Source organism: Acidisoma sp. C75 (genome assembly GCF_054665095.1).
This window is the reverse complement of the sequence record NZ_BAAFHD010000008.1, coordinates 90,877-113,768: the sequence shown is the minus strand read 5'-3', so window position 1 is coordinate 113,768 and position 22,892 is coordinate 90,877. Positions and strand designations below refer to the sequence as shown.

General features: G+C 67.0%; 21 protein-coding genes. 17 read left to right on the top strand and 4 right to left on the bottom strand.

The genetic code is table 11. The annotated features are described in order from the left end of the window. Window positions 1-47 precede the first annotated feature (47 nt). From ACYQ7X_RS12075 to ACYQ7X_RS12000, 16 genes are all read left to right on the top strand, one after another. Window positions 48-2,144, top strand: a complete 2,097-nt coding sequence (locus ACYQ7X_RS12075) for an NAD(P)/FAD-dependent oxidoreductase (protein WP_459697285.1) — start codon at window positions 48-50, stop codon at window positions 2,142-2,144. 434 nt (window positions 2,145-2,578) lie between these two features. Further along, entirely contained in the window at window positions 2,579-3,082 is a 504-nt protein-coding gene (locus ACYQ7X_RS12070; protein WP_459697284.1) for a sigma-70 family RNA polymerase sigma factor, read from the top strand. Beyond that, a complete protein-coding gene (locus tag ACYQ7X_RS12065) occupies window positions 3,072-3,713 on the top strand; it encodes an NrsF family protein (RefSeq protein WP_459697283.1) in 642 nt (213 codons plus the stop codon). Before ACYQ7X_RS12070 ends, ACYQ7X_RS12065 begins: the two co-directional genes overlap by 11 nt. A gap of 172 nt (window positions 3,714-3,885) precedes the next feature. After that, the gene (locus ACYQ7X_RS12060; protein WP_459697282.1) at window positions 3,886-4,707 is read left to right on the top strand and encodes a TIGR04282 family arsenosugar biosynthesis glycosyltransferase; all 822 of its coding nucleotides are present in this window, start codon (window positions 3,886-3,888) and stop codon (window positions 4,705-4,707) included. A 112-nt stretch (window positions 4,708-4,819) separates the two neighbouring features. Continuing rightward, entirely contained in the window at window positions 4,820-5,872 is a 1,053-nt protein-coding gene (locus ACYQ7X_RS12055; protein WP_459697281.1) for a radical SAM protein, read from the top strand. 128 nt (window positions 5,873-6,000) lie between these two features. After that, a complete protein-coding gene (locus ACYQ7X_RS12050; RefSeq protein WP_459697280.1) occupies window positions 6,001-6,657 on the top strand; it encodes a TetR/AcrR family transcriptional regulator in 657 nt (218 codons plus the stop codon). A 237-nt stretch (window positions 6,658-6,894) separates the two neighbouring features. Next, window positions 6,895-7,302, top strand: coding sequence for an antibiotic biosynthesis monooxygenase family protein (locus ACYQ7X_RS12045; RefSeq protein ID WP_459697279.1), 408 nt, complete (start codon window positions 6,895-6,897; stop codon window positions 7,300-7,302). Then, a complete protein-coding gene (locus ACYQ7X_RS12040; RefSeq protein ID WP_459697278.1) occupies window positions 7,302-7,760 on the top strand; it encodes a GNAT family N-acetyltransferase in 459 nt (152 codons plus the stop codon). Before ACYQ7X_RS12045 ends, ACYQ7X_RS12040 begins: the two co-directional genes overlap by 1 nt. A 60-nt stretch (window positions 7,761-7,820) precedes the next feature. Continuing rightward, a complete protein-coding gene (locus ACYQ7X_RS12035; protein WP_459697277.1) occupies window positions 7,821-8,255 on the top strand; it encodes a GFA family protein in 435 nt (144 codons plus the stop codon). 218 nt (window positions 8,256-8,473) lie between these two features. Continuing rightward, entirely contained in the window at window positions 8,474-8,734 is a 261-nt protein-coding gene (locus tag ACYQ7X_RS12030; protein ID WP_459697276.1) for a hypothetical protein, read from the top strand. 140 nt (window positions 8,735-8,874) lie between these two features. Then, on the top strand, window positions 8,875-9,726 hold the full coding sequence (locus tag ACYQ7X_RS12025; RefSeq protein WP_459697275.1) for an alpha/beta fold hydrolase: 852 nt from the start codon (window positions 8,875-8,877) through the stop codon (window positions 9,724-9,726). 1 nt (window position 9,727) lies between these two features. Next, window positions 9,728-12,076, top strand: a complete 2,349-nt coding sequence (locus ACYQ7X_RS12020) for a hypothetical protein (RefSeq protein WP_459697274.1) — start codon at window positions 9,728-9,730, stop codon at window positions 12,074-12,076. Then, window positions 12,073-13,017 (top strand): protein-L-isoaspartate O-methyltransferase family protein, encoded by a 945-nt coding sequence (locus ACYQ7X_RS12015; RefSeq protein WP_459697273.1) that lies wholly within the window; start codon window positions 12,073-12,075, stop codon window positions 13,015-13,017. Before ACYQ7X_RS12020 ends, ACYQ7X_RS12015 begins: the two co-directional genes overlap by 4 nt. 271 nt (window positions 13,018-13,288) lie before the next feature. Beyond that, the gene (gene efeU, locus ACYQ7X_RS12010; RefSeq protein ID WP_459697272.1) at window positions 13,289-14,902 is read left to right on the top strand and encodes an iron uptake transporter permease EfeU; all 1,614 of its coding nucleotides are present in this window, start codon (window positions 13,289-13,291) and stop codon (window positions 14,900-14,902) included. Continuing rightward, window positions 14,889-16,148 carry an iron uptake system protein EfeO gene (efeO, locus tag ACYQ7X_RS12005; RefSeq protein ID WP_459697271.1) on the top strand — a complete coding sequence of 420 codons (1,260 nt, stop codon included), beginning with the start codon at window positions 14,889-14,891 and terminating at the stop codon, window positions 16,146-16,148. The genes efeU and efeO overlap by 14 nt, the downstream gene beginning before the upstream one ends. A 2-nt stretch (window positions 16,149-16,150) precedes the next feature. Beyond that, a complete protein-coding gene (locus tag ACYQ7X_RS12000) occupies window positions 16,151-17,407 on the top strand; it encodes a Dyp-type peroxidase (RefSeq protein WP_459697270.1) in 1,257 nt (418 codons plus the stop codon). 29 nt (window positions 17,408-17,436) lie between these two features. Here ACYQ7X_RS12000 and ACYQ7X_RS11995 read toward each other — a convergent pair whose 3' ends face one another. Beyond that, window positions 17,437-18,762 (bottom strand): NAD(P)/FAD-dependent oxidoreductase, encoded by a 1,326-nt coding sequence (locus ACYQ7X_RS11995; RefSeq protein WP_459697269.1) that lies wholly within the window; start codon window positions 18,760-18,762, stop codon window positions 17,437-17,439. A 172-nt stretch (window positions 18,763-18,934) separates the two neighbouring features. Between ACYQ7X_RS11995 and ACYQ7X_RS11990 the strand changes: the two genes are divergently transcribed. After that, window positions 18,935-19,411 carry an Lrp/AsnC family transcriptional regulator gene (locus ACYQ7X_RS11990; RefSeq protein WP_459697395.1) on the top strand — a complete coding sequence of 159 codons (477 nt, stop codon included), beginning with the start codon at window positions 18,935-18,937 and terminating at the stop codon, window positions 19,409-19,411. Between the two features lie 3 nt (window positions 19,412-19,414). Here the strand turns inward: ACYQ7X_RS11990 and ACYQ7X_RS11985 are convergent, their stop codons facing one another. The 3 genes from ACYQ7X_RS11985 to ACYQ7X_RS11975 are packed head-to-tail and all read right to left on the bottom strand — an operon-like array spanning window position 19,415 to window position 22,871. Next, window positions 19,415-21,070 carry an ABC transporter ATP-binding protein gene (locus ACYQ7X_RS11985; RefSeq protein WP_459697268.1) on the bottom strand — a complete coding sequence of 552 codons (1,656 nt, stop codon included), beginning with the start codon at window positions 21,068-21,070 and terminating at the stop codon, window positions 19,415-19,417. Then, window positions 21,067-21,921: an ABC transporter permease gene (locus tag ACYQ7X_RS11980; protein WP_459697267.1), complete on the bottom strand. Its 855-nt coding sequence runs from the start codon at window positions 21,919-21,921 to the stop codon at window positions 21,067-21,069. The genes ACYQ7X_RS11985 and ACYQ7X_RS11980 overlap by 4 nt, the downstream gene beginning before the upstream one ends. Next, a complete protein-coding gene (locus ACYQ7X_RS11975; protein WP_459697266.1) occupies window positions 21,918-22,871 on the bottom strand; it encodes an ABC transporter permease in 954 nt (317 codons plus the stop codon). The genes ACYQ7X_RS11980 and ACYQ7X_RS11975 overlap by 4 nt, the downstream gene beginning before the upstream one ends. Between the last annotated feature and the right edge of the window lie 21 nt (window positions 22,872-22,892).

The window sequence follows — 22,892 nt, the reverse complement described above, 5'->3', positions numbered from 1 at the left end:
TGAGAAAGCCCGCAGAGGCGAAGAGAGAGCACCGCCGGATCAGGGCCATGGCAGCCCTTACCCGGCGGATCGCGCGCTGCAAGGACGTGCTGCCCCGGATGCTGGAAGCCACCCGCCTCCTTGATGGCGGGCTGCGCGGTGGCGGAGAGCTGGTCTGCGCCGGTGCGCTGCTGGCCGCCCGCCTTGGGCTCGCCCAGGAAAGCTTCGTCCATGGTCTCATGGCGATGATGCAGGCCCATGGCTTCTCGCAGATCCCACCTGCCCCGGAGACCTTGCTGCAGAGCATCCTGCCCGTCCTCTTGGCGATCGGTCTGATGACCCGGCCCGCGGCCCTCCTTCTCCTGCTCGGGCTCGGGCTCGGGCACGCCGGCCCGCTCCAGGACGGGGCCGGGGCCGGGGCGCGTGACCTTCTAATGCTCTGGCTGGTCGTGCAAGGCGCGGGACCGCTCTCGATCGACTATCTGATGCGGCCCGGCTTGCGGCGCGTGCCCTTCGCACCGGTGCGGATGATCGGCGGCTTCTATGCCGGCCTCGACAGGGGAGCAAGCGCGGGGCTGCCCCTCGTCACCCGCCTGTTCCTGGCGCTCCTCGCCGCCGGAGGTGCAGGGCTCGCCCTGTGGCCGCAGCCGATCTCAGGCGCGCTTCTGACGGCGCCCTGGTGGCTCATCCTGCTCGGCTGGGCTTTGATCCTCGGGGTGATGACCCGCCCGCTTGCGCTCGCGCTCGGCATCATCTGGCCGCTGATGCCGCTTCTGCGCCCCGAGCAGGACGGCACCGCCCTCGGCCTCCTCCTGCTGCTGATCCTGGCCCGCGGGCCGGGCAGGATTTCGCTCGACCACGGGCTCGGCCAAGCCCTCCGCAAATTCGACACGAGCGCGCGCGGCTTCCGGGCAAGCGCGCCCCATATCGTCGTGGTCGGTGGCGGTTTCGCGGGGATTGCCGCCGTCCAGGCGCTGCGGCGGACGGACTGTCGCATAACGCTGATCGATCGGCGCAACTACCATCTGTTCCAGCCGCTCCTCTATCAGGTAGCGACCGCGGCGCTCTCCCCGGCCGATATCGCAGTGCCCATCCGCAGCGTGCTCCGAGGACAGGGCAATGCCACCGTGCGGCTCGCCGATGTCTCGGGGGTCGATGCCGCGGCGCGAGAGGTCATCGTCGGCGAGGAGCGTATCTCCTTCGATTTTCTCATCCTCGCGACCGGCGCCGAGCACAGCTATTTCGGGCGAGACGAATGGTCCACCGTCGCGCCGGGCCTCAAGACGATCGAGGATGCGACCGCCATGCGCGCCCGGGTGCTGCGCGCCTTCGAAGAGGCGGAAAGCACGATGGACGCCGAGAAGCAGAAGGCCTGGCTGACCTTTGTGGTCGTCGGGGGCGGCCCGACCGGCGTGGAACTCGCCGGCGCTTTGGCGGAACTCTCAAGAACCGGGATGGATATGGAATATCGCCGGATCGATCCTGCCCAGGCCCGGGTGGTACTGGTGCAATCGGCGCCGCGCGTGCTGCCGAGCTTCTCCGCCGGCTCCTCCGCAGAGGCAGCGCGAGCGCTGGCGGCACTCGGCGTCGAAGTGATCGTCGGGGCGAAGGTCACGGCGATCGATGCGGCGGGGGTGCGGATCGATGATCGCCGCATCGCGGCGCGGACGACCTTCTGGGCCGCGGGCGTTGCCGCCTCGCCCGCCGCACAGTGGCTGGGCGCGGCCGCCGATCGCGCGGGCCGCATCATCGTCGGCGCCGACCTCTCGGTGCCGGAACGCCCGCAGATCTTCGCGGTGGGTGATACGGCAGCGTCCAGCGGCTGGGATGGCAAGATGGTGCCGGGCCTCGCGCCCGCCGCCAAGCAGCAGGGGCAGTATGTGGCTGAGGCGATCCGGGCATCCCTGCTCGGCCGCCCTGCCCCAGCCGCCTTCCGATATCGCCATTACGGCAACCTCGCGACCATCGGCCGCCTCTCGGCAGTCGCCGAATTAACCAGGCTGCGCCTCTGGGGGGCGCCGGCGTGGTGGTTCTGGGGGGTGGCGCATATCCTGTTTCTGGTGGGTGGCCGCAACCGCGCGGCCGTCGTTCTCAACTGGCTCTGGGCCTACCTCACCTATCGGCGGAGCACCCGGCTCATCACCGGCTCGGCCAACGATCCCTGACGGCGGGGCGCGCCGGATGACTGGACGTTTTAGTCCACTTACCCTAAAAGGCCCGTCGGCCCCACGGACCGGCAGGCAGGAAGGTATGGGCATGAGGGGCACCCAAACCATCGGCCGCAACATGGAAGCAGCGGGCCTATGCGAGACGATTGGAGGCCAAAATTCCCGTTGGTGCGATGTCTCGCGCCCGCGACCTTGCCCAGGGCGCCAAGCCGATGGAATGTGGGCGCCTTACGGCTATCCTCGGGCGCACAAGAACGCGCGAGCGATGCCCCTGTAACCTCAAGGATCGCACAATCGAATAAGGCTGGGCGGGGTTTGGTTCAGCCCTCGCATGGCCCGAGGGACCGCTCCGCTCACGTGTCGATCGCGATGGCGTTACGGTGACGAGCGCCAAGCTTCGCCAGGCATCGGCCGGCCACTGGGATCGGTTGATGGCGGCGACCCTGGAGGGGAATGCGGATGCCTATCGCGCGCTTCTGGAGGAACTGGTCCCTTGGCTCCGGCGCTACTATCAGCGCCGTGTCCCGGCCATGATGGTTGAAGATAGCGTGCAGGATGTGCTTCTCGCGCTCCATGAAAAGCGGCACACCTTCGATCCTTCGCGGCCCTTTGGCCCTTGGCTCGCCGCGATCGCCCGCCACAAATGGATCGACCGGCTGCGCTCGATGAAATGGGATGCGACCGAGCCTTTGGACGATAGCTTCGGCACGCCGGACCACGAGGACGCGGTGATTGCGGAGACGACCTTCGGGCAATTGATCCGCGAGCTTCGCCCGGCCCAGGCGGAAGTCATCCAACTGGTCAAGATCGAAGGATACAGCCTCGAAGAGGCATCGCGCGCCACCGGCCAGTCGGTCGCGCTCGTCAAGGTGAACATCCATCGCGGGCTCAAACGTCTCGCGGGCATTGCGCGGAAGTCCGTCGATGCAGACTGACTCGCTCATCGCGCGGCTGAGCGGCGAACTCCGGCCGGTGCGCCCCCGCAGCGTCTTGCGCGAAGCCGCCATTCTCGCGGTTCTCGGCATCTTGGAAGTCGCCCTGTTCCTGGCGATGGGTTTCATGCGGCCGGATATGCGGCTTGCGATGGAGGCGCCATCCTTCTGGTGGAAACTCGTCAGCATGGGGCTGATCGCGGTGCTCGGCGCCGGCATCGCACTCTGCTCCATCGATCCGACCCGCTCTCCCCGGCGTGGGCTGCGCTGGATCCTCGTCTGCATCGCCATCATCTTCGCGAGTGGTTGGCTGATCGATGCGGCGCAGGGAGGAGTGTCGCATCTGCTGCTGCGGCTGGACTGGCGCCAGGGCTTGCAATGTGCGTGGAAGATGATCGCCCTGTCCATTCCGGCCGTGGTGGCGCTCGGCTTCCTCATTCGCCGGGGCGCGCCTTCGGATGAACGCGGGACGGCGCTCGCCGCAGCATTGGCCTCGGCCGGCTGGGGTGCTTTCGTCTTCGTCTTCGCCTGCCCCTCGAACGACCCGCTCTATATCGCCGTTTGGTACACCCTCGGCTGCGGCATCGTCACGCTGATCGGGCAGATCACGATCTCCCGGCTGGCGCGGTGGTAGCGGCGCGGACGGGCAGAGGTTCGTGCGCAAGCGTTGATGTGATGCCGTGCCGGGCAGATTTCCGGCGCCGCGTGTAACCTCTGTCGTCCGGCGAAGAATAAGGGATGAGCCATGCACGCCGCAGCGCAGGCGATGTCTCGCTCGTCCTGCGGCCGGCTCGAAAGGATGACCTATGGAAGCTGGACCAGGCGCGTCACCCTTTGCCGCCAAGATGGCGGTGGCGGCAGCGCCCGGCGCCGCGGACGCGCCACCGATCGGCTACCTTCCGGGCAGCTGCGCGATCGGCGTGATGGCAAAATCACCGCGGCCCGGCTATTCCAAAACGCGGCTCTGCCCACCGCTGACGCCGGAACAAGCGGCACGGCTCAGCGGCGCTTTCCTGCGCGATACCACCGAGAGCCTGGCGGCTGCCTCGCTCGCGGCGCCGATTTTGGGTTACGCGGCCTATGCGCCGATCGGCAGCGAACAGCTCCTGTTGCCGCATCTCGCTCCGCGCACGACCTGCCTGCCGGCCGATGGCTCCATTCCCATGCCCGACGGCGTGGAAGGCTTTGGGCGCTGTCTTTTCCACGCGATCCAAGGCCAGTTCGACCAGGGCCACACCGCCGCCTGCGTGTTGAGTTCAGACACGCCGACCCTGCCGACCGCCTTCCTGGTGCAGGCAGCCCTCGCGCTGCTGGAGGGTGATGAACGGCGCATCGTGCTGGGAGCCTGCGATGATGGCGGCTATTATCTTCTCGGCATGCGCGCGCCGCATCCCGGCCTGTTTCGAGACATCGCCTGGAGCACGGACAGTGTCGCCGCCGCAACCCGCCACCAGGCCGCCGCCTTGGGCCTCGATCTTGTCGAACTCCCGCCATGGTACGATGTGGATGATGCGGCTTCCCTGGCGCGGCTCCTCTCCGAGGCCGGCGGCTATCCGGCGCCTTTTACCCGGCGCACCTGCGACGAACTCGGCCTCGCCGCGGTTCTGGACGGCGTGAACGCCGCATGAGCGGGCGCCTTGCCTCCCTCAGCCCCGCGCCATTGCGCGGGCAGCCTCTCGCCCAACTGAAGCCGCTACATGTCACCTCGTGCCGCCTCGCGGCCACATCAGGAGCTTTCTCATGTCCTCCACAGCCGCGTTGAAGGATCCGCGCCGCTACTTCGAGGAGGTCGCGCGGGAGCGTTCCGCCGTCGCCGAGAAGCCGCCGGTCTGCCTCTATCTGGAGGTCACCAACCGCTGCAACCTGCTCTGCGAAACCTGCCCGCGCACCTTCGAAACGCTGGAGCCGCCGGCGGATATGAGTTGGGATCTGTTCACGAAAATCGTCGATCAGGTGCCCGATATCGCCCGCGTCGTGCTGCATGGGGTGGGCGAGCCGATGCTGGTGCGCGATCTGCCGCGGATGATCCGCTACCTCAAGGCGCGCGGCACCTATGTGCTGTTCAACACCAACGGCACGCTGATGCAGCAGAAGCGCTTTCAGGAATTGATCGATACCGGGCTCGACGAATTGCGCGTCTCGCTTGACGCCGCCGATCGTGATTCCTATCTCCGTGTGCGCGGCAAGGACTTCTTCGACCGCATCGTCCGCGATGTCGGCAAATTCATCGCCTATCAGAAGAAGGTCGGCGCCAGCACGCCGCGCGTCTCGCTCTGGTTGACGGGGCTTAAGGAAACGGTGGACCAACTGCCGGCCTTCGTGCGCCTGGCGGCCCAGATGGGCATTACCGAGGTGCACCTCCAGCGGCTCGTTTTCGACGAGCAGGGCTATGGCCTGGCGACCGCCGCCAATTCGCTTTTCGAAAGCACGGCGGAAGACGAGCGGCAGGCGATCTTGGCGGCCCAGGCGCTTGCCGCGCCCCTCGGCGTGACCTTGGATGCCTCCGGCGCGACGGAGCCAGGCCTCAGCCTCAAGCGGCAGGATGAGCACGCCTGGTCCGCCTGCCGCAGGCCCTGGTCTTTGATGTATTTCACCGCCCATGGCCGCGCGCTGCCCTGCTGCATCGCGCCCTTCTCGGTGCGCGGCTATAGCAACTATACGCTGGGAGACGCTTCGCAGCAGGATCTGCGCGAGATCTGGAACAGCCCGGCCTATAAGGAGTTCCGCGAAAGCCTGCTCTCCGACAAGCCGCCCGCACCCTGCCAGAATTGCGGCATGCGCTGGAGCCTGTGACCGGCGGGGAGCGGCGCGGCACCCCACTGGCCGCGGCAGAACGGCCGAAGCACTTGGCCTGCGGCGAAAGACTGGGCTGCCAGGTCCAGAAATACTATATCGCCTGAATGATGAAAGCCCGGCCACCTGTGAACAACCCGACGCCCACCGCGCGTGGCGCCGCGACCCGTGCCCGGATCGTCGCCGCCGCCGCGCGGCTGGTGGCGGAGCACGGCGTCGCCCGCACCCGGCTGGACGACATCATGGCCGAAAGCGGCACCAGCAAATCCCAGATCTACCACTACTTCGCGGACCGCGAGGCGCTGATGTGCGCGGTCGTCGAAGTGCAGGCAGCAGGTGTCCTCCAGTTCCAGGAATCCTGCCTGGGCAAGGTCAGATCGCTGGACGATCTGCGCGCCTGGCGGGATAAGATCGTCGAATTCAATCGCTCCTCCGGCGGCAAAGGCGGGTGCCCGATCGGCTCGCTCGCCAGCGAGCTTGCGGATCGCTCCGAAGCGGCCCGCGATGCGCTCGCCCGGAGTTTCGATCTCTGGGAGCAGCATCTGGCGGCGGCCTTGCGCCGCATGCAGGAGAGCGGGTTGCTCCGCGCGGAGGCAGACATCGCCCGCTTGGCGACCGGGATCGTCGCAGCACTGCAAGGGGGGCTGTTGATGACGCAGACCATGCGGACGACCCGCGCGCTGGAAATCGCCTTGGACATGGCGCTGGAGCAGGTGAGCCAGCAGACCGCCGACGGGCGGCGCAGTGCGATCCGGCGAGACGTCTCCGCCGCAAACGCGAGATGATCGCGCGGTAGCGCGCTCGCGCGGGGAGGTGCCCCGCCGCAGGCATGCCGACTACCGGGCGACCGGGCGGCATGCGGCGGCTGCATGGAAGCCGAGCCTTTCTCTCCATCACGGATCGGCGTCGCTCGCCTGCATGCTACGGGCTTCATTGCCCGGCCCGTTGCGCACTGGCCCTTCCGAGACCCGCGAGTTTGGCAGGCGGGCCCGGGCACTCATCTCTCGTTCGGGAGAGCACGCGTGACGAGCTGCGATCTGCTGCCAAAGGCCACCCTGGGCCATCCGCCGGATCTGCCCCGCGGCCTGCCGCAAGGCGCGGTCGCCGTGATCTTCCTCTCCCGCCGCACGGCAAACGACGATGCTGGCTATGCAGAAGCCGCCGCGGCGATGGAAGCCAGAGCCGCCGCGCATGATGGCTACCTCGGCATCCATTCCACCCGCGGCACCGATGGCTTCGGCATAACCGTCAGCTGGTGGCGAGACGAGAAGGCGGCGGAAGATTGGCGCGACGATGCCGAGCATGCACGGATCCGCGCGCTCGGCCGCGCTCTCTGGTATCAGTGGTACCGGGTTATCGTCAGCAAAGTCGATCGGGTCTATGAGTGGACCGCCGCCGCCGAACGGCCGAGCCATGGAGCCGATGCCTGATGTTGATCATCCGAGATGGGGATCTGACCGATCCTCAAACCCGCGACCTGCTCACGCTGCATCTTGCCGGCATGCATGCGGAGTCTCCGCCAGGGAGCGTCTTTGCCCTCGATCTTTCTGGCCTGCAGGTTCCCGAAGTCAGCGTCTGGACCGCCTGGCGGGGCGAGCGCATCGCCGGCATCGCCGCCCTGAAGCAGCTCCCGGATGGTACGGGCGAGGTGAAATCGATGCGCACGCATCCCGATTTCCTCCGCCTCGGGGTGGGTGCGGCGCTCCTCGCCACCATCATCGCGGCGGCCAGAGCGCGCGGCATGCCGCGCCTCAGCCTGGAGACGGGCAGCGGCCCTGCCTTCGAGCCGGCGCTCGCCCTCTACCGCCGGCACGGCTTCAAGGACGGCCCGGTCTTTTCCACCTACGAGCAGAGCAGCTTCAACCAGTTCCTGCATCTCGATCTCTGACCGCGGATGACGAGCGCGCGGCACTGATCTGTCCACAGTAGAGCTATCAAAGGAGCGATCATGGATCGTGCGAAGCAGATCTATAACGCCCGGTGCCATTGCGGTGCCGTGCGCTTCGAGGTCACGCTCAGTGACGGCTTGAACACAGCTCGGCGCTGCACCTGCTCATACTGCCGCATGCGCGGCGCGATCGCGGTTTCGGCCGAGCTTGGCGGCATTCGCTTCCTGAGCGGCGAGGAGAGGCTCACCCGTTATCAGTTCAATACCGGCACGGCGCAGCATTTCTTCTGCTCTGCCTGCGGGATCTACACGCACCATCAGCGCCGCTCCAACACGCAGCAATACGGCATCAACGTCGCTTGCCTTGAAGGTATCAGCCCCTTCGATTTTCTCGCCGTCCCGGTCATGGATGGCGAACGGCACCCGAGCGATACCGGCGAGCCGTCGCGGCGGGCCGGTACGCTGCGCTTCGAGGCGGCAGAAGAGCAAGGCTGAACCCGGGGGCGGGATCGTTCGTCGCTATCGTTTTGATTGGGCAATCACTCCTCACCGTCTCACCCGCCGCTCGATCGCGGCCCGAGCGGCGCGATCACCGGGCATCTTCCCGGCTTCGCGATCTCGGCGTTTCGTGATCGGCGGCAAGCTGCAAATCGACCTCCCGCTCATCAGATAAGGCATGTTGCGATAATGCGACGTGACCTATGGAGTGGATCATGAAGTCTTTGCAGATTGCCGTTCTCACTGCCGCGATCGGTGCCTTCCCGCTGTCGGCGGCACTCGCGGCGGGCAGCGGCTCGGATGTCCAGCCGCAAACGCAGAGTGCGGCTGTCGCCGGCGCCAGCACGAATACCGGCACGGTTACGACCAATCCCGCAAGCGGCACGAGTGGCGGCGGCATGACGACCGGAAGCGGGCGGAAGATGGGCGGCATGAACAAGAAGAACAAGGTTCACACCGCGGGCGCCAGCCAGTAACGACACCGCTTGCCAGCGAGTGCGGGGAAAGGCTGGGGCGGCGCCGCCAGCCCCCCGGCCTCGCGCTGCTTTCCCCCGGCGCTGGGAGGCTCGCGCGAGAATGATTGACAGAGGCATGGCCGCCGCGCCAGTGAGCGGCCATGCGCCTGATCCGAGCCTTGCTCGCCGCCCTCGCTCTCCTCGCTTCCGCGCCGATCGCGCGAGCGGCGGACTATTTCTTTCAGACCTCCGATGGGGTGCGCCTGCATGCCATCATCATGGGCCGGCCGAATGCGCCGACCATCGTCTTCATTCCCGGCTGGACCATGCCGGCCTGGATCTTCCATCAGCAAATCGCTGCGCTTTCAGCCCGCTATCGCGTCGTCGCCCTCGATCCGCGCGGCCAGGGTGCGAGCGCCGTGCCCGCCTCCGGCTATGACGATCGGCGTCGGGGTGAGGATATCGCCGACCTGCTGAGCCGCTTGGGCCCGGCGCCCGTCGTCCTCTGCGGCTGGTCGCTCGGCGTGCTCGATGTGCTCGCCTATGTCCATACCCATGGCAATGCGCGGATTGCGGGCCTGGTGCTGATCGATAATTCCGTGGGCGAGGAACCGCCGCCGCGCCCTCTCCCGCCGCATCATGGCCCCCCCATCCCCTGGCCGATCGAGATGCGGCACTTCGTGCGCAGCATGTTCGTCCATCCGCCCTCGGCCGATTATCTCGCGGCGCTGACCCAGGCGAGCCTGCGGACCCCCAAATGGGCGGCCGAAGCCCTGCTCCGCTATCCTGAGCCGCGCAGCTACTGGCGCGATGCGCTCTATATGAGCCATCGCCCGGTCCTCTACATCGTGCGCCCCTGGCTTGCCGGGCAGGCGGCGAATGTCGCGCGGCACGATCCGCTGGCCCGCACGGTCGTCTGGCCGGGTGTCGGCCATGCCATGTTCGTCGAGCAGCCCGAGAAGTTCGACGCGCTGCTCCTCTCCTTCCTCCAAACTCAGGTCTGGCCCCGCTAGCATGCTGCCCCTTTTTCTCGTCTCGGCGGCGACGATCGGCTTCGAGATCGCGCTCACCCGGGCCTTTGCGGTCGCCACCTGGTCCGCTTATGGCTATTGGGTCATTTCCATCGTGCTGGCCGGCTTCGCGATATCGGGGGTCGCGCTCGCGCTGGCCGAGAGCTGGTTCGCTCGGCATACCCGCCTCTGCCTCGACTGGCTGCCCGTGGCCCTCATCCTCGCCATCGGTTTCGGGGCCTATGCCGCAGACCTCGACCCCTTCAACCCGCTGCGGCTGCAGAACCCGGTGACCTTCGGGGACGAATTCCTCAACATCTTGCTCTATTACGTCTGCCTGCTGCCGGCTTTCGTCATTGCCGGGCTCTTCGTCGGCCTCTCCTTCATCGCCGCGCCAGACCGGCTGGGCCGGGTCTATGCCGCCGATCTGCTCGGGGCCGGCTGCGGCGCGCTCGCCATCCTGGCGGTGATGTATGTCGTCCCACCCTTCTTTCTGCCGCTGGCGCTGCTGCTGCCAGTGGCCTTCGCCGCCCGACGCCTCCTGCCCAGGCTCGGCGCGGCGGGAGCGCTGATCCTGGCCGGGCTGCCGCTGCTGCTCGCCAATCCTGGCCGGTTTTCCGAGTTCAAGGCGATCTACGCGCCGTTGCATGTGCCCGGCAGCACCGTCGCCCGTTCCTGGATCTCGCCGCGCGGGCTCTTCATGGTCCTGCATGACTTTACCGAGCGGGTCGATGTCGATGTCTCGAACGATGCCGCGATGATGGGCATGGCCGGGCCGCCGCTGGCACCGGGCCTGTATCGGGACGGCAACCGCCTGACGGCGCTCGCCCCGGCGCAGGGCGCCGATCTCCGCTTCGCGCCGAGCGAACTCGCCGCCCTCCCCTATGTGCTCAGGCCCCATGGCCGGGTGTTGCTCATCGGCGCGTCCGGCGGCTGGGCCTATCTCGAGGCGCGGAAGCTCGGCGCGGGGCAGATCACCACCGTGGAGCCCGATCCGGTGCTGCGCGCCATGGCAAGCGGCATCGGGCCGGTGAGCGGGCTTTCGCCGGTTGCCGCCGCCCGGCGCGGGCAGTGGGACATCATCGACATCGCGGCCGATTTCCTCAATGCCGACCCGCCGAATGCGAGCGATTTCGCAGCCGAGGCGATGGCGGTCTATCTCCGCCATCTCGCGCCGCAGGGCCTGCTCTCGATCCCGATCTCCATCCGAGAATTTCCCGCCTACACGCTCAAGGTGCTGGCCACCGCCCGCCGCGCCCTGAGGGAGGCCGGCATACCCGACCCGGGCGCGCATCTTCTTGTCTATCGCTCGGCCTGGAATGCCCGGGTGCTTGTCTCCAAAACCCCCTTGACGCCGGGCGAGATCAAGGCAGCCGCCGCCTTCTGCGATAATTTCTCTTTCGATATCAGCTACTACAAGGGCATGGACGTCGCCGCCGCGCGAGCCAATCTCTACAATGACCTGCCGCCGGTCTCCTTCGAGACCGGCCAGGTGGAGACGAGTTCCGCACCGCAGGATGCGATCGCCGACGAGGCACCGGCCGTCGTCGCCCGCCAGCCGACCGAATCGGGCCGCGCCTTCGATCTTTCGCCCATCACGCTCGACCGCCCCTTCTTCTACGACGTCCTGCGCCTCGGCCAACTCGGGCTCATCCTCAAGCGCATCGAACTGCTGCCCCAGGCGGAGCTGGAGCCGCTCGTCAACCTCGCCGTGCTCGCCCAGGCCGGGATCATCGCGCTCGCGGTCCTGGCGCTGCCACTGCTCGCCCGTCGCTCATGGCGCGGGCAGGAAAGCGCGGGCGGCACCAGCCGCGCCGCCCTCTATTTCGCGGCCCTGGGCTTAGGCTTTCTCTTTGTCGAGCTTGTCCTCATCCAATATGCGAGCGTTTACCTGAACGACGCGACGCTTGGCTTCGCCGTGGTGCTTGCCTCCATGCTGATCGCGGCGGGGCTCGGCAGCCTTGCCAGCGGGCGGGCGGGGCCGCCACGGCGCGCGGTCCTCCTCGCTGTCGCCACCGTGCTCGTCTGGCTTCTGCTGCTGCGGCTCTTCGCCTGGCCGGTCATGCTGGCGACCCTTGGCTGGCCGCTGCCACTCCGCCTCCTGCTGATCCTGCTGGCGGCCGGCCCGGCGGCCTTCGCGATGGGCTTGCCCTTCCCGCTCGGCCTCGGCCGCGTCGGGCGCGGCCCGTTCCTCCCCTGGGCCTGGGCGCTCAATGGTGCCTTCTCGGTGGTAGCGACGCCGCTTGCCAACCTCATCGCCGTCACCCACGGGTTCGATGTGGTTCTCACCGCGGCGGCCCTGCTGTATGGAGTGGCCGCATTGAGCTTCCCTAGCGCGAGGAGCGCCTCTTGACCCTGATCCTGACCCGCCGCCATGCCATCGCCTCGGCGATCGGCGCCCCCTTCCTTGGCCTTGCTGCCGAAGCCAAAGCTCAGACCGCGTCATCGGCGCAGACCCCGGCTGCCCTGCCGGCTCAGGCAAGCCCGGCTGCCTCCTCGGCCGCCGTCGATGTCGCCAAGGGCAATTGGAGCCATGCGGCCTATGAGGCGGCGATGCGCGCAAGCGGCCGGCCGGTGACGATTTCCCAGAACGAATTCAACGCCATCCAGAGCCGCCGGCCCGCAGCGCTCAAGCTCATCCAGTCCTATCTCGCCTCCCATCTCGGCCACGCCGATCCAGCCGTGATGGCAGCTTTCGCCGCCGTCCCGCGCGAATACTACATGTATAACTACGAGGCGCACGACGCGCTGGCCGCCGAAACCTACGAGGCAAACCCGAAGCCTTGGGCGATCGGCTATGGCTCCGCGCTGTCGGACTATCTCGGCCAAGCCTATATGACGCAGGTTCTCCAGCCGAAGCCGGGGCAGACGACGCTCGAAATCGGCACCGGCAGCGGCTATCAAAGCTCGGTGCTGTCGCGGATCGTGGACAAGGCCTATTCCATCGAGATCATCGCCCCGCTCGGCCATGCCGTCCACCGCATCTTCCCGCCCATCGGCTATACGAATGTCTTCAACCGGGTAGGAGACGGCTATTATGGCTGGCCCGAGGTGGAGGGCGGGTTCGATCGCATCATCGTGACCTGCGCTGCCGAATATGCCCCGCCGGAACTCTTCAAGCAGCTCAAGCCCGGCGGGATCATGTTGATCCCGATCGGCCAGCCCTTCAAGCGCGGGCAGTTCCTCTACGTCTACACCAAGGATGCGCGGGGCAAGATCCATTCCCGCCGCGATGTCGGCGTCTATTTCATCCCGATGACCGGCGCCATCATGAAGAAAGCCGCCGCGCAGTAAGGGCCGCGCCCGCCTGCCGCCCCGCCTGGGGCGGCAGCCCTCCCCCAAAATCACCAATCCGCCTCCCGGCCGCGCCTTGACGGCCTAGAAGTCGCACCTTCGCCTCCGCTCGACGCCGCATCGGCGTCTGCAATTGCGAATGACTTGCAATATCAGCGCGAGCTTGCTACCCCAGGCGCCGCCGACACGACGCATGGATATTCCCGCATGACCCAAGACCCAGCCCTGCCCGCCGCCGCCTTGCTTCCGCAATCGCGCGGCTGAGGCAGCAATGCTCGCCACCTTCATCATCGGCCTTCGCGAAGGGCTTGAGGCCGCGCTCATCATCGGCATCATCGCCGCCTTCCTGCGCAGCAACGGCCGCGGCCTGTTCGCCATGTGGTGCGGCGTCATCATGGCGATGCTGCTCTCGCTCTGCGTCGGCCTCGGCCTCGACATGATCGAGCAAGCGCTGCCGCAAGCGGCCCAGGAAGGCATGGAAACGGTGATCGGCGGCATCGCCGTCTTTTTCGTCACCGGCATGATCGCCTGGATGAACCGTCATGCCCGCAGCATGAAGCGGACACTGGAAGCGCAAGCGGCGGAAGCGCTCAGCAGCCGCGGGGCCACGGCACTCGCCATCATGGCGTTTCTCGCGGTCCTGAAGGAAGGCTTCGAAACCGCGGTCTTCCTCCTCGCGACCTTTTCGGCCGCCCAATCGGCAGCCCTTGCCGGGCTCGGCGCGGTGCTCGGCATTCTGCTCGCCATCCTCATCGGCTGGGGCATCTATGCGGGCGGGGTGAGGATCAACCTCTCGCGCTTCTTCCGCGTCACCGGGGTCTTTCTCATCCTCGTCGCCGCCGGGCTCGTGGTCTCGGCGCTGCGCACCGCGCACGAAGCCGGGTGGCTCGATGCCGGGCAGCAGATGACGGTGGATCTCGCCTGGCTCGTCAGCCCCGGCACGGTGCGCTCCGCCCTCATCACCGGCGTGCTGGGCATCCCCGCCGATCCGCGCCGCATCGAAGTGATCGGCTGGTTCGCCTATCTGGTTCCGGTCGCGCTCTACGTCTATTGGCCGCAACGCTACCGGCCGACGGCGCGTGGCGCCCTCCGCCTGCGGCTCGCCCTCGGGGCCTGGCTGATGGCCGCGGCGCTGGCCCTCGCCCTGCTCTACCCCGAGCCCCGCCTCACGCTTGGCACCTCTGCCCCCTTGGCCGGCGGCGGCAGCGCGCAACTGCTGCCGGGGGATGCGGTCTCGGCCGGCATCCTTCTCGTCACCCATGCCGATGGTGAAACCGCGCGGCTGCCGCTGCCTGATGCCCTGGCACGGCCGGAGGATCATGCGGGGATTACCGCCGAAGCCTGGCATCTCGACCGTGTCAGCGAATTGCCCAAGGCGCCCCGTCTCCTGACGCTCGACCAGGTCGTCGCCCTCGCCGGTGGCCGCATCCCCCTCGGCCTGAACGCGGCTCAGCACCCTGGCCCCTATGATGCGCGCTGGACCCTGCGCAGCAGGACCGATGTCTGGACGAGCGGACATCGCCTGCTCGATGCCCGAGAAGCGGCAACGGCAATCCTCGCGCTCTCCGGCAGCGGTCTCGCCGCGCCGCGCATCCTCAGCCTGAGCCAGGATGCGGTGGCCGATGCCGCAGGCTGGTCGGTCGCGCCGGCCTATGTCGCGCAAGCAAGCGCGGCACTCTCCACCTACCGCGGAGCCGCCCGCGAACGGCAGTTCTGGGCCGGATTGCTGCCGGTTCTCCTGCTGGCGGGCGGGCTCATCCTCCTCCTTGTCACGGCCTGGAGGGGCCGCCCCCGCCACCACCTCGACATCCCGCTGCCGGCCACCCGCCCCGGCGGGACATCGCCTCATGACCCCACGAAGGACTCCGCCCATGCTGCCGAGTAAGCTGATCCCCTCCACCCTCGCCCAGCGCATCCTCGCCAGAGGCCGCCTCGCGGCCCTCTTGGCAGGGGCGACCGCCCTCGCGCCCGCCGCGCTCGCGGACGTGCCCGCGCAGGGCGCTGCACCCATCGCCGGCGGCGCTTCGCATATCGCCATCACTCTTACCGGAGAGCACGGCGGCGCCTGCCTGCTTGACCATGCAATCGCTCAGGCCGGGCCGATCACCTTCACCGTGCGCAACAAGACAGCAACCGGCATCACCGAGATCGAGATTCAAAGCGGAGACCGGATCCTGGGCGAGAAGGAAAATCTGGCGCCCGGGTTGCCTGCCGTCTCGCTCACCCTCACGCTCGACGGCGGCAGCTACCGGATCTATTGCCCGGGCGCTTCACAGGAGAACGTACCCTTCACCGTGGTCGGCGAAATCGCGACGAAAAGCGGAAACTCCACCAGCGCCTTGCTCATAACAGGTGCAGCGGAATACGGCCATTATGTCGATGGGGTCGCGGACGCGATGGTCACCGCCGTCAGCATACTCAAGGCTGATATCGATGCCGGCGACCTTGCGAAGGCAAAGGCGGATTATCCCCGCGCGCGTCCGTTCTACGAACGGATCGAATCGGATGTCGATGGCTTCGTATTGCCCGGCTACAAGCCGACCGACAATGCCGGCAACCTCGATTATCTGATCGATATGCGGGCCTCCAATCTCGATCCGAAGGTCGGCTGGAGCGGCTTTCACCTCATCGAGCGGGATCTTTTCCGGGATGGCCGCATCACCGGCGCGACCAAGGCGACAGCGGCCGATCTGCTCCGCCATGTGCAGGAACTCGATCAACGCGCGAAGGGGCTGACCTACAAGCCAGAAGACCTCGCCAACGGTGCGGCAGACCTTCTGGAGGAGGTCCAGACAACCAAGATCACCGGCGAAGAGGAAGCCTTCAGCCATTACGATCTCGTGGATTTTGCTGGCAACATCGAAGGTGCCCGCCAAGCCTTCGCCTTCCTCGAGCCTGGCCTGCAGCGGATCGACCCGGACCTTACCCGGCAGGTGAATGCCGAATTCGCGCATGTGGTCAGCCTGCTCGATCGCTATCGCGACGCGAAGGAACCGGGCGGCTACCTGCGTTACACCGCCGAAATCCGCAAGGCGGATGCCGCCAAGCTGAGCCGTGCCATCCAGCAGTTGCAGGAGCCGCTTTCGAAGATTGCCGAGCGGGTGGCAACGGCGGGCGCGGCGGGCAACTGACGATGAGCAAGCAAGAACCTGGGAACGGCAGCTGCCCCTTTTCCCGTCGCGGCCTCCTCAAGGGGGCGACGCTCGGCGCAGCCGGCGCCATCGGCAGCGCGCTGCCCGCGCATGCCGGCACCGAGCCGGCTGACGAGGATAAGGTCGATCTCTCCTTGAGCATCCCCTTTTACGGGGCCGGTGGGCAGGCTGGTATCGCCACCCCGCCGCAGCGGCACGTGGTTTATATGACCTTTGACCTCACGACGCGAAAGCGGGAGGATCTGCAGCTTCTGCTTGCCCTCTGGTCGGGGGCGATCGCGCAACTCACCGCGGGAGCGGCGATCGGGCCGATCGAGCCCACGGGGCCCAGTGCCGTCGGGATCGACACAGGGGAAGCGCGGGATCTCGGGCCCGCCTCGCTGACCGTCACCCTCGGCCTCGGCCCGCGCGTTTTCACCGAGACCTACGGCCTCGCCCAGCAGCGGCCAGCGTTGCTGCGCGATCTGCGGCCATTGCCGAGCGATGCGCTGCAGCCGGGATTGACGGGCGGCGACCTTTCGCTCCAGGCCTGCGCCGATGATCCGCAGGTCGCCTATCACGCCATCCGCGACCTCGCACGCATCGCCAAAAGCACGGGCAGCGCCGCCACCCGATGGACGGTGATGGGCTTCGGCCGCGCCTCCGCCGGGGCCGGCCAATCGACGCCGCGCAACCTGCTCGGCTTCAAGGACGGCACGCGCAATATCAGTGAGGCTGGCGAGTATGATCGCTTCGTCTGGCTGCACGATGGCCCTGCCTGGCAGCGCAACGGCAGCTACCAGATCGTCCGCAAGATCCAGATGCATATCGAGAACTGGGATACCGACCGGGTGAGCAACCAGAACCAGGTCTTCGGGCGCCATAAGCTGAGCGGTGCGCCGCTGGGCGGCACGCATGAGTTTGATCCGCCCGATTTCGCTGCAGTCGCAAAGGACGGCAGCCCGATCATTCCGTTGACCGCACATATCCGCCTCGCCGCACATGAGAACAACGGTGGCATCAAGATCCTGCGGCGGTCGTACAACTATACCGATGGGCTGAACCAGTTCGGCATGCTCGATGCCGGCTTGCTCTTCATCGCCTATATGAACGACCCGCGCCATTTCGAGACGCTGCAAACCAAGCTCGGCGCCGCCGATGCGTTGAACGAATATATCGCGCATACCGGCTCGGGCATCTTCTTCATCCCGCCAGCACCGCGCGAAGGGAGTTACATCGCGCAAGCCATGTTCGCCTAGGTCCGAGACTGAGGCGAACAGGCGCCGCTTCAGAAATCCGCCACCTTGCCGCGCGCCGAAGCCGCAAGCCGCGCCGGGTCGTAATCCCGCGCCTCGACGATCGGCGCGCTGCCGGTGACGAGATCCGCCACCAGATGCCCAGCGCCTGGGCCGATGCCGAAACCGTGGCCGCTGAAGCCCGCCGCCAGGATCAACCCTGGCAGGCCGGGCATCGGGCCGATCGCCGGCACGCCATCGGGCGTGCTGTCGATATAGCCGGCCCAGGCCGCCTGGATGCTGGTCTTGCCGAGTGCCGGCAAGAGCGCGAGGGCGCGGGCATGCGTCTCCGCAATCAGCCGCTGGTCGGGCTCGGGATCGAGAATGCGGCAGCGTTCCATGGGTGTGACCTCATCGAGGCGCCAACCCCGCCCGCGCTCATGCCCGGCGCGCAGCCCCGCCAAGGTGCCGGGCCGCAAGGAACGCCAGCGCTTGCGGAACATCGGCGCGAAATCACGCGCGAAGCGCAGGCCCTGCGACGTTGGATCGAGGCTCGCCCGCCCGCTGATGGCAAGCGTATAGCCGCCATCCTGCCGCGCGGTGATGGAAACCGCCTTGGTGTGCAGCGCATCGGGCAGCCCCTCCGCCCCGGGCCCCACCGCGAGGATGGAGGAACGCACGGAAGCCTGCGGAAAGCGCAGGCCGAGATTGCGACAGAAGGAAGAAGCCCAGGCGCCACCGGCCAAAACCACCGTGCGCGTGCGGATCGTGCCGCGTTCGGTGACGACAGCCGAAGCATGCCCGCCCTCGGTCTCGATCCCCCGCGCGGCGCAGAACTGATGCACCGTGCCCCCCGCCTGCATGACCCCGCGGGCGATGACGGGCGCCGCGCGCGATGGATCGGCGATACCATCGGTGGGCGAGAAGACCCCGCCGCGCCAGCGCCGCCCGGTGGCAGCCCCCCGCGCCGTCGCTTCCTCGGCGGACAGCACATCCGTCCTCACGCCCACGCTGCGGGCGAAATCCCGCCAGGCGGCCCAGCGCGCGATCTCTGCCTCGTCCTGGCTGAGATAGAGCAAGCCGGAGCGGCGGAAGCCCACATCCTCGCCGATCTCGCCGGCGAGACGATCCCACAGCGCGAGGCTCTGCGTCGAGAGCGGCAGCTCCCGCGCATCGCGGTTCTGCTGGCGGCACCAGCCCCAGTTGCGACAGGATTGCTCGGCCCCGATGCGCCCCTTCTCGATGAGCGCGACGGCAAGGCCGCGGCGCGCGAGATAATAGGCGGTGGACGCGCCGACGATCCCCCCGCCGATGACGACCACATCCGCCCGCTCGGGCAAGACAGCAGAAGATTCGATGGCCAGCAGCCGCGCACGCATCGCTTAGTCCCGTTCAGAAAGATCGATCACGCAAGAAGGAAGACGCGCAACATCATGCTGGACTTGCGCCAGCGGAGGGTGCTGTTATCGCCCGGCGCCCGGAATTTTCTGCGGCGCGCGCGGCCGGCCCATGGGTGCGGGTGGCGCGGCCGAAAGACGGATAGCTGCCGTGATGAAACTTGACCGTATCGACATCAAAATTCTCTACGAGCTGCAGAAGAACGGCCGCATGACGAATGTGGAGCTGGCGGAATGCGTCGGCCTCTCCGCGAGCCCCTGCCTCATGCGCGTGCGCAAGCTGCAGCAGGCAGGTTATATCATCGGCTATTCCGCGCAGGTGAACATTGCCAAGCTCGGCCAGATGCTCACCGTCTTTACCGAAGTGACGCTCAAGAACCACCGCCCGATCGATTTCAGCCGCTTCATCACCGCGATCGAGAAGGTCGATGCGATCGTGGAGTGCCATCTCATCTCCGGCGGTTACGACTATCTCATGAAAGTCGTGACCAAAGGCGTCGCGGAATATCAGACCCTGATGGAGCAGCTCACCGACCTCGATATCGGGATCGATAAATATTTCAGCTTCATCGTGCTCAAATCCCCGATCGTCAAAGCGCATCTGCCGCTCACCAGCCTCTTCGCCGAATAGCCGTCACCGGTTGGCGAGCGCCTTCTGGAACACCGCATTCTCGGCCAGCCCGTCGAGCCAGCCGGGATCGAGCGTCGGGGTGGAGGCGAAGAGAAGCTGGGAATACGGCTCCTTCGGCGCGCCGCCCAGCGCCACGGGGCGCATCGCCTCCACCTTGCGCCCCTTGTACATCACGATGATTTCGTCGCAGATCGACTGCACCGTTGCCAGATCATGGCTGATGAAGAGAAGTGAGAGACCAAGCTCCCGCTTCAGCTCGCGTAGCAGGTCGATGATCGCATCGGCTACGACCGCATCGAGCGCGGAGGTGATCTCGTCGCACAGGATGAGGCTCGGCTCGGCGGCAAGCGCGCGGGCGAGGTTGACGCGCTGCTTCTGCCCGCCCGAAAGCTCGCCCGGCAGCCGGTGCTTCAGGGCGCGCGGGAGATGCACCATATCGAGCAGCTCATCGACCCGACGCTCCCGCGCGGCGCCGCTCATTCCCTGATAGAAGCTGAGCGGCCGGCCAACAATGTCTGCCACCCGCTTGCGCGGATTGATGGCGGTATCGGCAAGCTGGAACACGATCTGCATGCGCTGGGAATCGCGCTTCTCCCGCCGCCGCATCTCCGGCGCCAGGGGCTTGCCTTCGAAGAGAATGCGGCCCGCGCTGATCGGCAAAATGCCGGCAAGGGCGCGGGCGAGGGTCGATTTTCCGCAGCCCGATTCACCGACGATGCCAAGCGTCCGCCCCTGCTCCAAGCGGATTTCAACAGCATCGAGAACACGGAAGGCGGGGTTGCCGGCCCGATCGCGCGGGCCATAGCCGGCGGTGATCGTCGCTTCCAGGATAGCCGCCGGGCGCACCTTGCCCTCGGGCGGTGGCACGTAGTCGCTCGGCGAGAAGGCATGCAGCAATTGCTGCGTATAGGGGTGGCGTGGCGCCTGCAGAATCTGCCGCGTCTCCCCCACCTCCTGCACCGCGCCATCCCGCAACACGGCGATGCGGTCCGCCATCTGAGCGACGACCGCGAGATCATGCGAGACATAGACACCGGTGATCCCCTGGCGCTTCATCACCGCCTTGAAGGCGCGCAGCACTTCGATCTGCGTCGTCACGTCCAGCGCCGTGGTCGGCTCGTCAAAAATCACGACCTTCGGCCGGCCGATCAGCGCCATGACGGCGGCGAGCCGCTGCAACTGGCCGCCCGAAACCTGATGCGGATAACGCAGCCCGATCCGCTCTGGCTCGGGCAGGCCGAGCGCACGGATGAGTGCGATCGCCCGCGCCCGCGCCTCTTCCCGCCCCGTGCTTTCGTGAATTGCCACCACCTCGATCAGCTGATCGAGGATGCTGCGTGCCGGGTTGAAGGCCGCGGCCGCGCTTTGCGGCACATAGGCGACGAGCGACCCGCGCAGGCGCGCGCGCTCAGCCTCCGGCAGATGCGTCATCTCCCGTCCATCCACCGTGACGGAGCCGGCGGTGAAGCGGCAGCCGGGCCGCGCATGGCCGAGGAGCGAGAGGGCGAGCGTGGTCTTGCCCGATCCGCTCTCGCCGATCAGCGCCAGCATCTCGCCCTCGGCCACATCGAGCGAGATACCGCGGATGATCTCCACGATGCGGCCGGAATCGGTGCGCGCATCGATCTTGAGATCGCGGATCTCCACCAGCTTGCTCATGCGGCCTCCCGGTCGCGGATCTTGCGCGGCAAATTGTCGATCAGGAGATTGACGCTGATCGTGAGGCTCGCGATCGCGAAGGACGGAAACAGCACGGCGGGCGACCCGTAGGAGAGACCGTCGAGATTTTCCCGCACCAAGGCGCCCCAATCGGCATAGGGCGGCTGCACGCCGAGGCCGAGGAAGGAGAGCCCGGAGAGCAGAAGCACGATGAAGACGAAGCGCAGGCCGGTATCGGCGAGAACCGGCCCGACGACGTTCGGCAGGATTTCGGAAAAGACGAGATAGGCCCGGCCCTCGCCGCGCACCCGCGCGGCGGTGATGAAATCCATCGTATTGACGTTGACGGCGAGCGCGCGCGAGACGCGGAAGCTGCCGGCGACGTAGATCACCGCCATCGTCAGGATGAGGACAGGAATGGAGGAGCCGACGGCCGCGACGAGCACGAGGCCGAACAGCTTGCTCGGGCTCGAGTTGAGCGCATCGAAGAAGCGGCCGAGCAGCGTATCGATCCAGCCGCCGGTAACCGCGGCGCCGATGCCGAGCGAGATGCCGCAGGCGGCGGTGATGAGCGTGGCACAGAGCGAGATGCCCACCGTATAGCGCGCACCCATGATGATGCGCGAGAATGTATCCCGCCCGAGATAATCCGTGCCGAACCAGTATTTGGCGGTGATGCCATCGAAATCGTTGAAATCGACGATGCGCCCCACCGGATAGGGCACCAGATGCGGCGCCAGGATGGCGACGAGCGCCCAGAACAGCACGACACAGAAGGCGAGCAGCCCTGCGATGTTGCAGCGATAGCCGAAGAGCACGAAGCCCCCCATCCTGGCCCAGGGGCGGCTCATTTGCGCAGCCTCGGGTTGGAGAGAATCGCGATGATATCGGCGGTGGTGACGAGCAGGAGATAGCCGAAACAGAAGATCATCGCACAGCTCTGGATAAGCGGCAGATCCCGCGTCTCGACCCCGTCCACCATCAGCTTGGCAAGGCCCGGATAGTTGAAAACCGTCTCCACGATGATGACGCCGCCGAGCAGATAGGAGAGGGAAAGCGCCACCGCATTGGCGATCGGCCCGACCGCGTTGGGCAGCGCGTGATAGAGCACGAGCCGCCGGCGCGAGGCGCCCTTCAGCAGCGCCATCTCGATATAGGGCGCGCTCATCGTCTCGACCATCGCCGCCCGTGTCATGCGCACCATCTGGGCGGAGATGACGCAAGTGAGCGTCAAGACCGGCATGGCATAGACCCGGATGAAATCGAGCGGCGAATGGATCTGACTGACGAAGGAGAGCGCCGGCAGCCAGTGCAGATAGACCGCGAAGAGCAGCACGGCGAGATTGGCGACCATGAATTCCGGCACCGAGATCACGCCGACCGACAGCACCGTGACGAAGCGATCAAAGCGGGAGCCGGGGCGGATCGCGGCCAGGATGCCGAGGGAGAGCGCGAGCGGCACCGAGACGACGGTGGTGATGCCGGCAAGCTCCAGCGAATTGCCGATGCGCGAGCCGATGAGCGCCGAGACCGGCATATTGCTCGCATAGGAATGGCCGAGATTGCCGACGAGAAGGCCACCGAGCCAGCGGATATAGCGAATGATCGCCGGATCGTTGAGGTGCATCGCCCGGCGCAGGCCCGCGACCGCCGCCGGCGTCGCCGCCTGGCCGAGGATGATCTGGGCGGTATCACCGGGCAGCATGTCGGTCGCTCCGAACACCACCAGCGAGACGATGAGCAACGTCAGGATGGTGGCGCCGAGGCGGCCGAGGACGAGGCTGATGACCTGTTTGCTCATGCCCCCGCTTTCACCTGTCTC

What these genes read in the sequence shown, in the direction of transcription:
- ACYQ7X_RS12075 (WP_459697285.1), top strand. Translation starts at nt 48, where the DNA reads ATGGCAGCCCTTACCCGGCGGATCGCGCGCTGCAAGGACGTGCTGCCC.
- ACYQ7X_RS12070 (WP_459697284.1), top strand. Translation starts at nt 2,579, where the DNA reads ATGGCGGCGACCCTGGAGGGGAATGCGGATGCCTATCGCGCGCTTCTG.
- ACYQ7X_RS12065 (WP_459697283.1), top strand. Translation starts at nt 3,072, where the DNA reads ATGCAGACTGACTCGCTCATCGCGCGGCTGAGCGGCGAACTCCGGCCG.
- ACYQ7X_RS12060 (WP_459697282.1), top strand. Translation starts at nt 3,886, where the DNA reads ATGGAAGCTGGACCAGGCGCGTCACCCTTTGCCGCCAAGATGGCGGTG.
- ACYQ7X_RS12055 (WP_459697281.1), top strand. Translation starts at nt 4,820, where the DNA reads ATGTCCTCCACAGCCGCGTTGAAGGATCCGCGCCGCTACTTCGAGGAG.
- ACYQ7X_RS12040 (WP_459697278.1), top strand. Translation starts at nt 7,302, where the DNA reads ATGTTGATCATCCGAGATGGGGATCTGACCGATCCTCAAACCCGCGAC.
- ACYQ7X_RS12035 (WP_459697277.1), top strand. Translation starts at nt 7,821, where the DNA reads ATGGATCGTGCGAAGCAGATCTATAACGCCCGGTGCCATTGCGGTGCC.
- ACYQ7X_RS12030 (WP_459697276.1), top strand. Translation starts at nt 8,474, where the DNA reads ATGAAGTCTTTGCAGATTGCCGTTCTCACTGCCGCGATCGGTGCCTTC.
- ACYQ7X_RS12025 (WP_459697275.1), top strand. Translation starts at nt 8,875, where the DNA reads ATGCGCCTGATCCGAGCCTTGCTCGCCGCCCTCGCTCTCCTCGCTTCC.
- ACYQ7X_RS12020 (WP_459697274.1), top strand. Translation starts at nt 9,728, where the DNA reads ATGCTGCCCCTTTTTCTCGTCTCGGCGGCGACGATCGGCTTCGAGATC.
- efeU (WP_459697272.1), top strand. Translation starts at nt 13,289, where the DNA reads ATGCTCGCCACCTTCATCATCGGCCTTCGCGAAGGGCTTGAGGCCGCG.
- efeO (WP_459697271.1), top strand. Translation starts at nt 14,889, where the DNA reads ATGCTGCCGAGTAAGCTGATCCCCTCCACCCTCGCCCAGCGCATCCTC.
- ACYQ7X_RS12000 (WP_459697270.1), top strand. Translation starts at nt 16,151, where the DNA reads ATGAGCAAGCAAGAACCTGGGAACGGCAGCTGCCCCTTTTCCCGTCGC.
- ACYQ7X_RS11995 (WP_459697269.1), bottom strand. Translation starts at nt 18,762, where the DNA reads ATGCGTGCGCGGCTGCTGGCCATCGAATCTTCTGCTGTCTTGCCCGAG.
- ACYQ7X_RS11990 (WP_459697395.1), top strand. Translation starts at nt 18,935, where the DNA reads ATGAAACTTGACCGTATCGACATCAAAATTCTCTACGAGCTGCAGAAG.
- ACYQ7X_RS11985 (WP_459697268.1), bottom strand. Translation starts at nt 21,070, where the DNA reads ATGAGCAAGCTGGTGGAGATCCGCGATCTCAAGATCGATGCGCGCACC.
- ACYQ7X_RS11980 (WP_459697267.1), bottom strand. Translation starts at nt 21,921, where the DNA reads ATGAGCCGCCCCTGGGCCAGGATGGGGGGCTTCGTGCTCTTCGGCTAT.
- ACYQ7X_RS11975 (WP_459697266.1), bottom strand. Translation starts at nt 22,871, where the DNA reads ATGAGCAAACAGGTCATCAGCCTCGTCCTCGGCCGCCTCGGCGCCACC.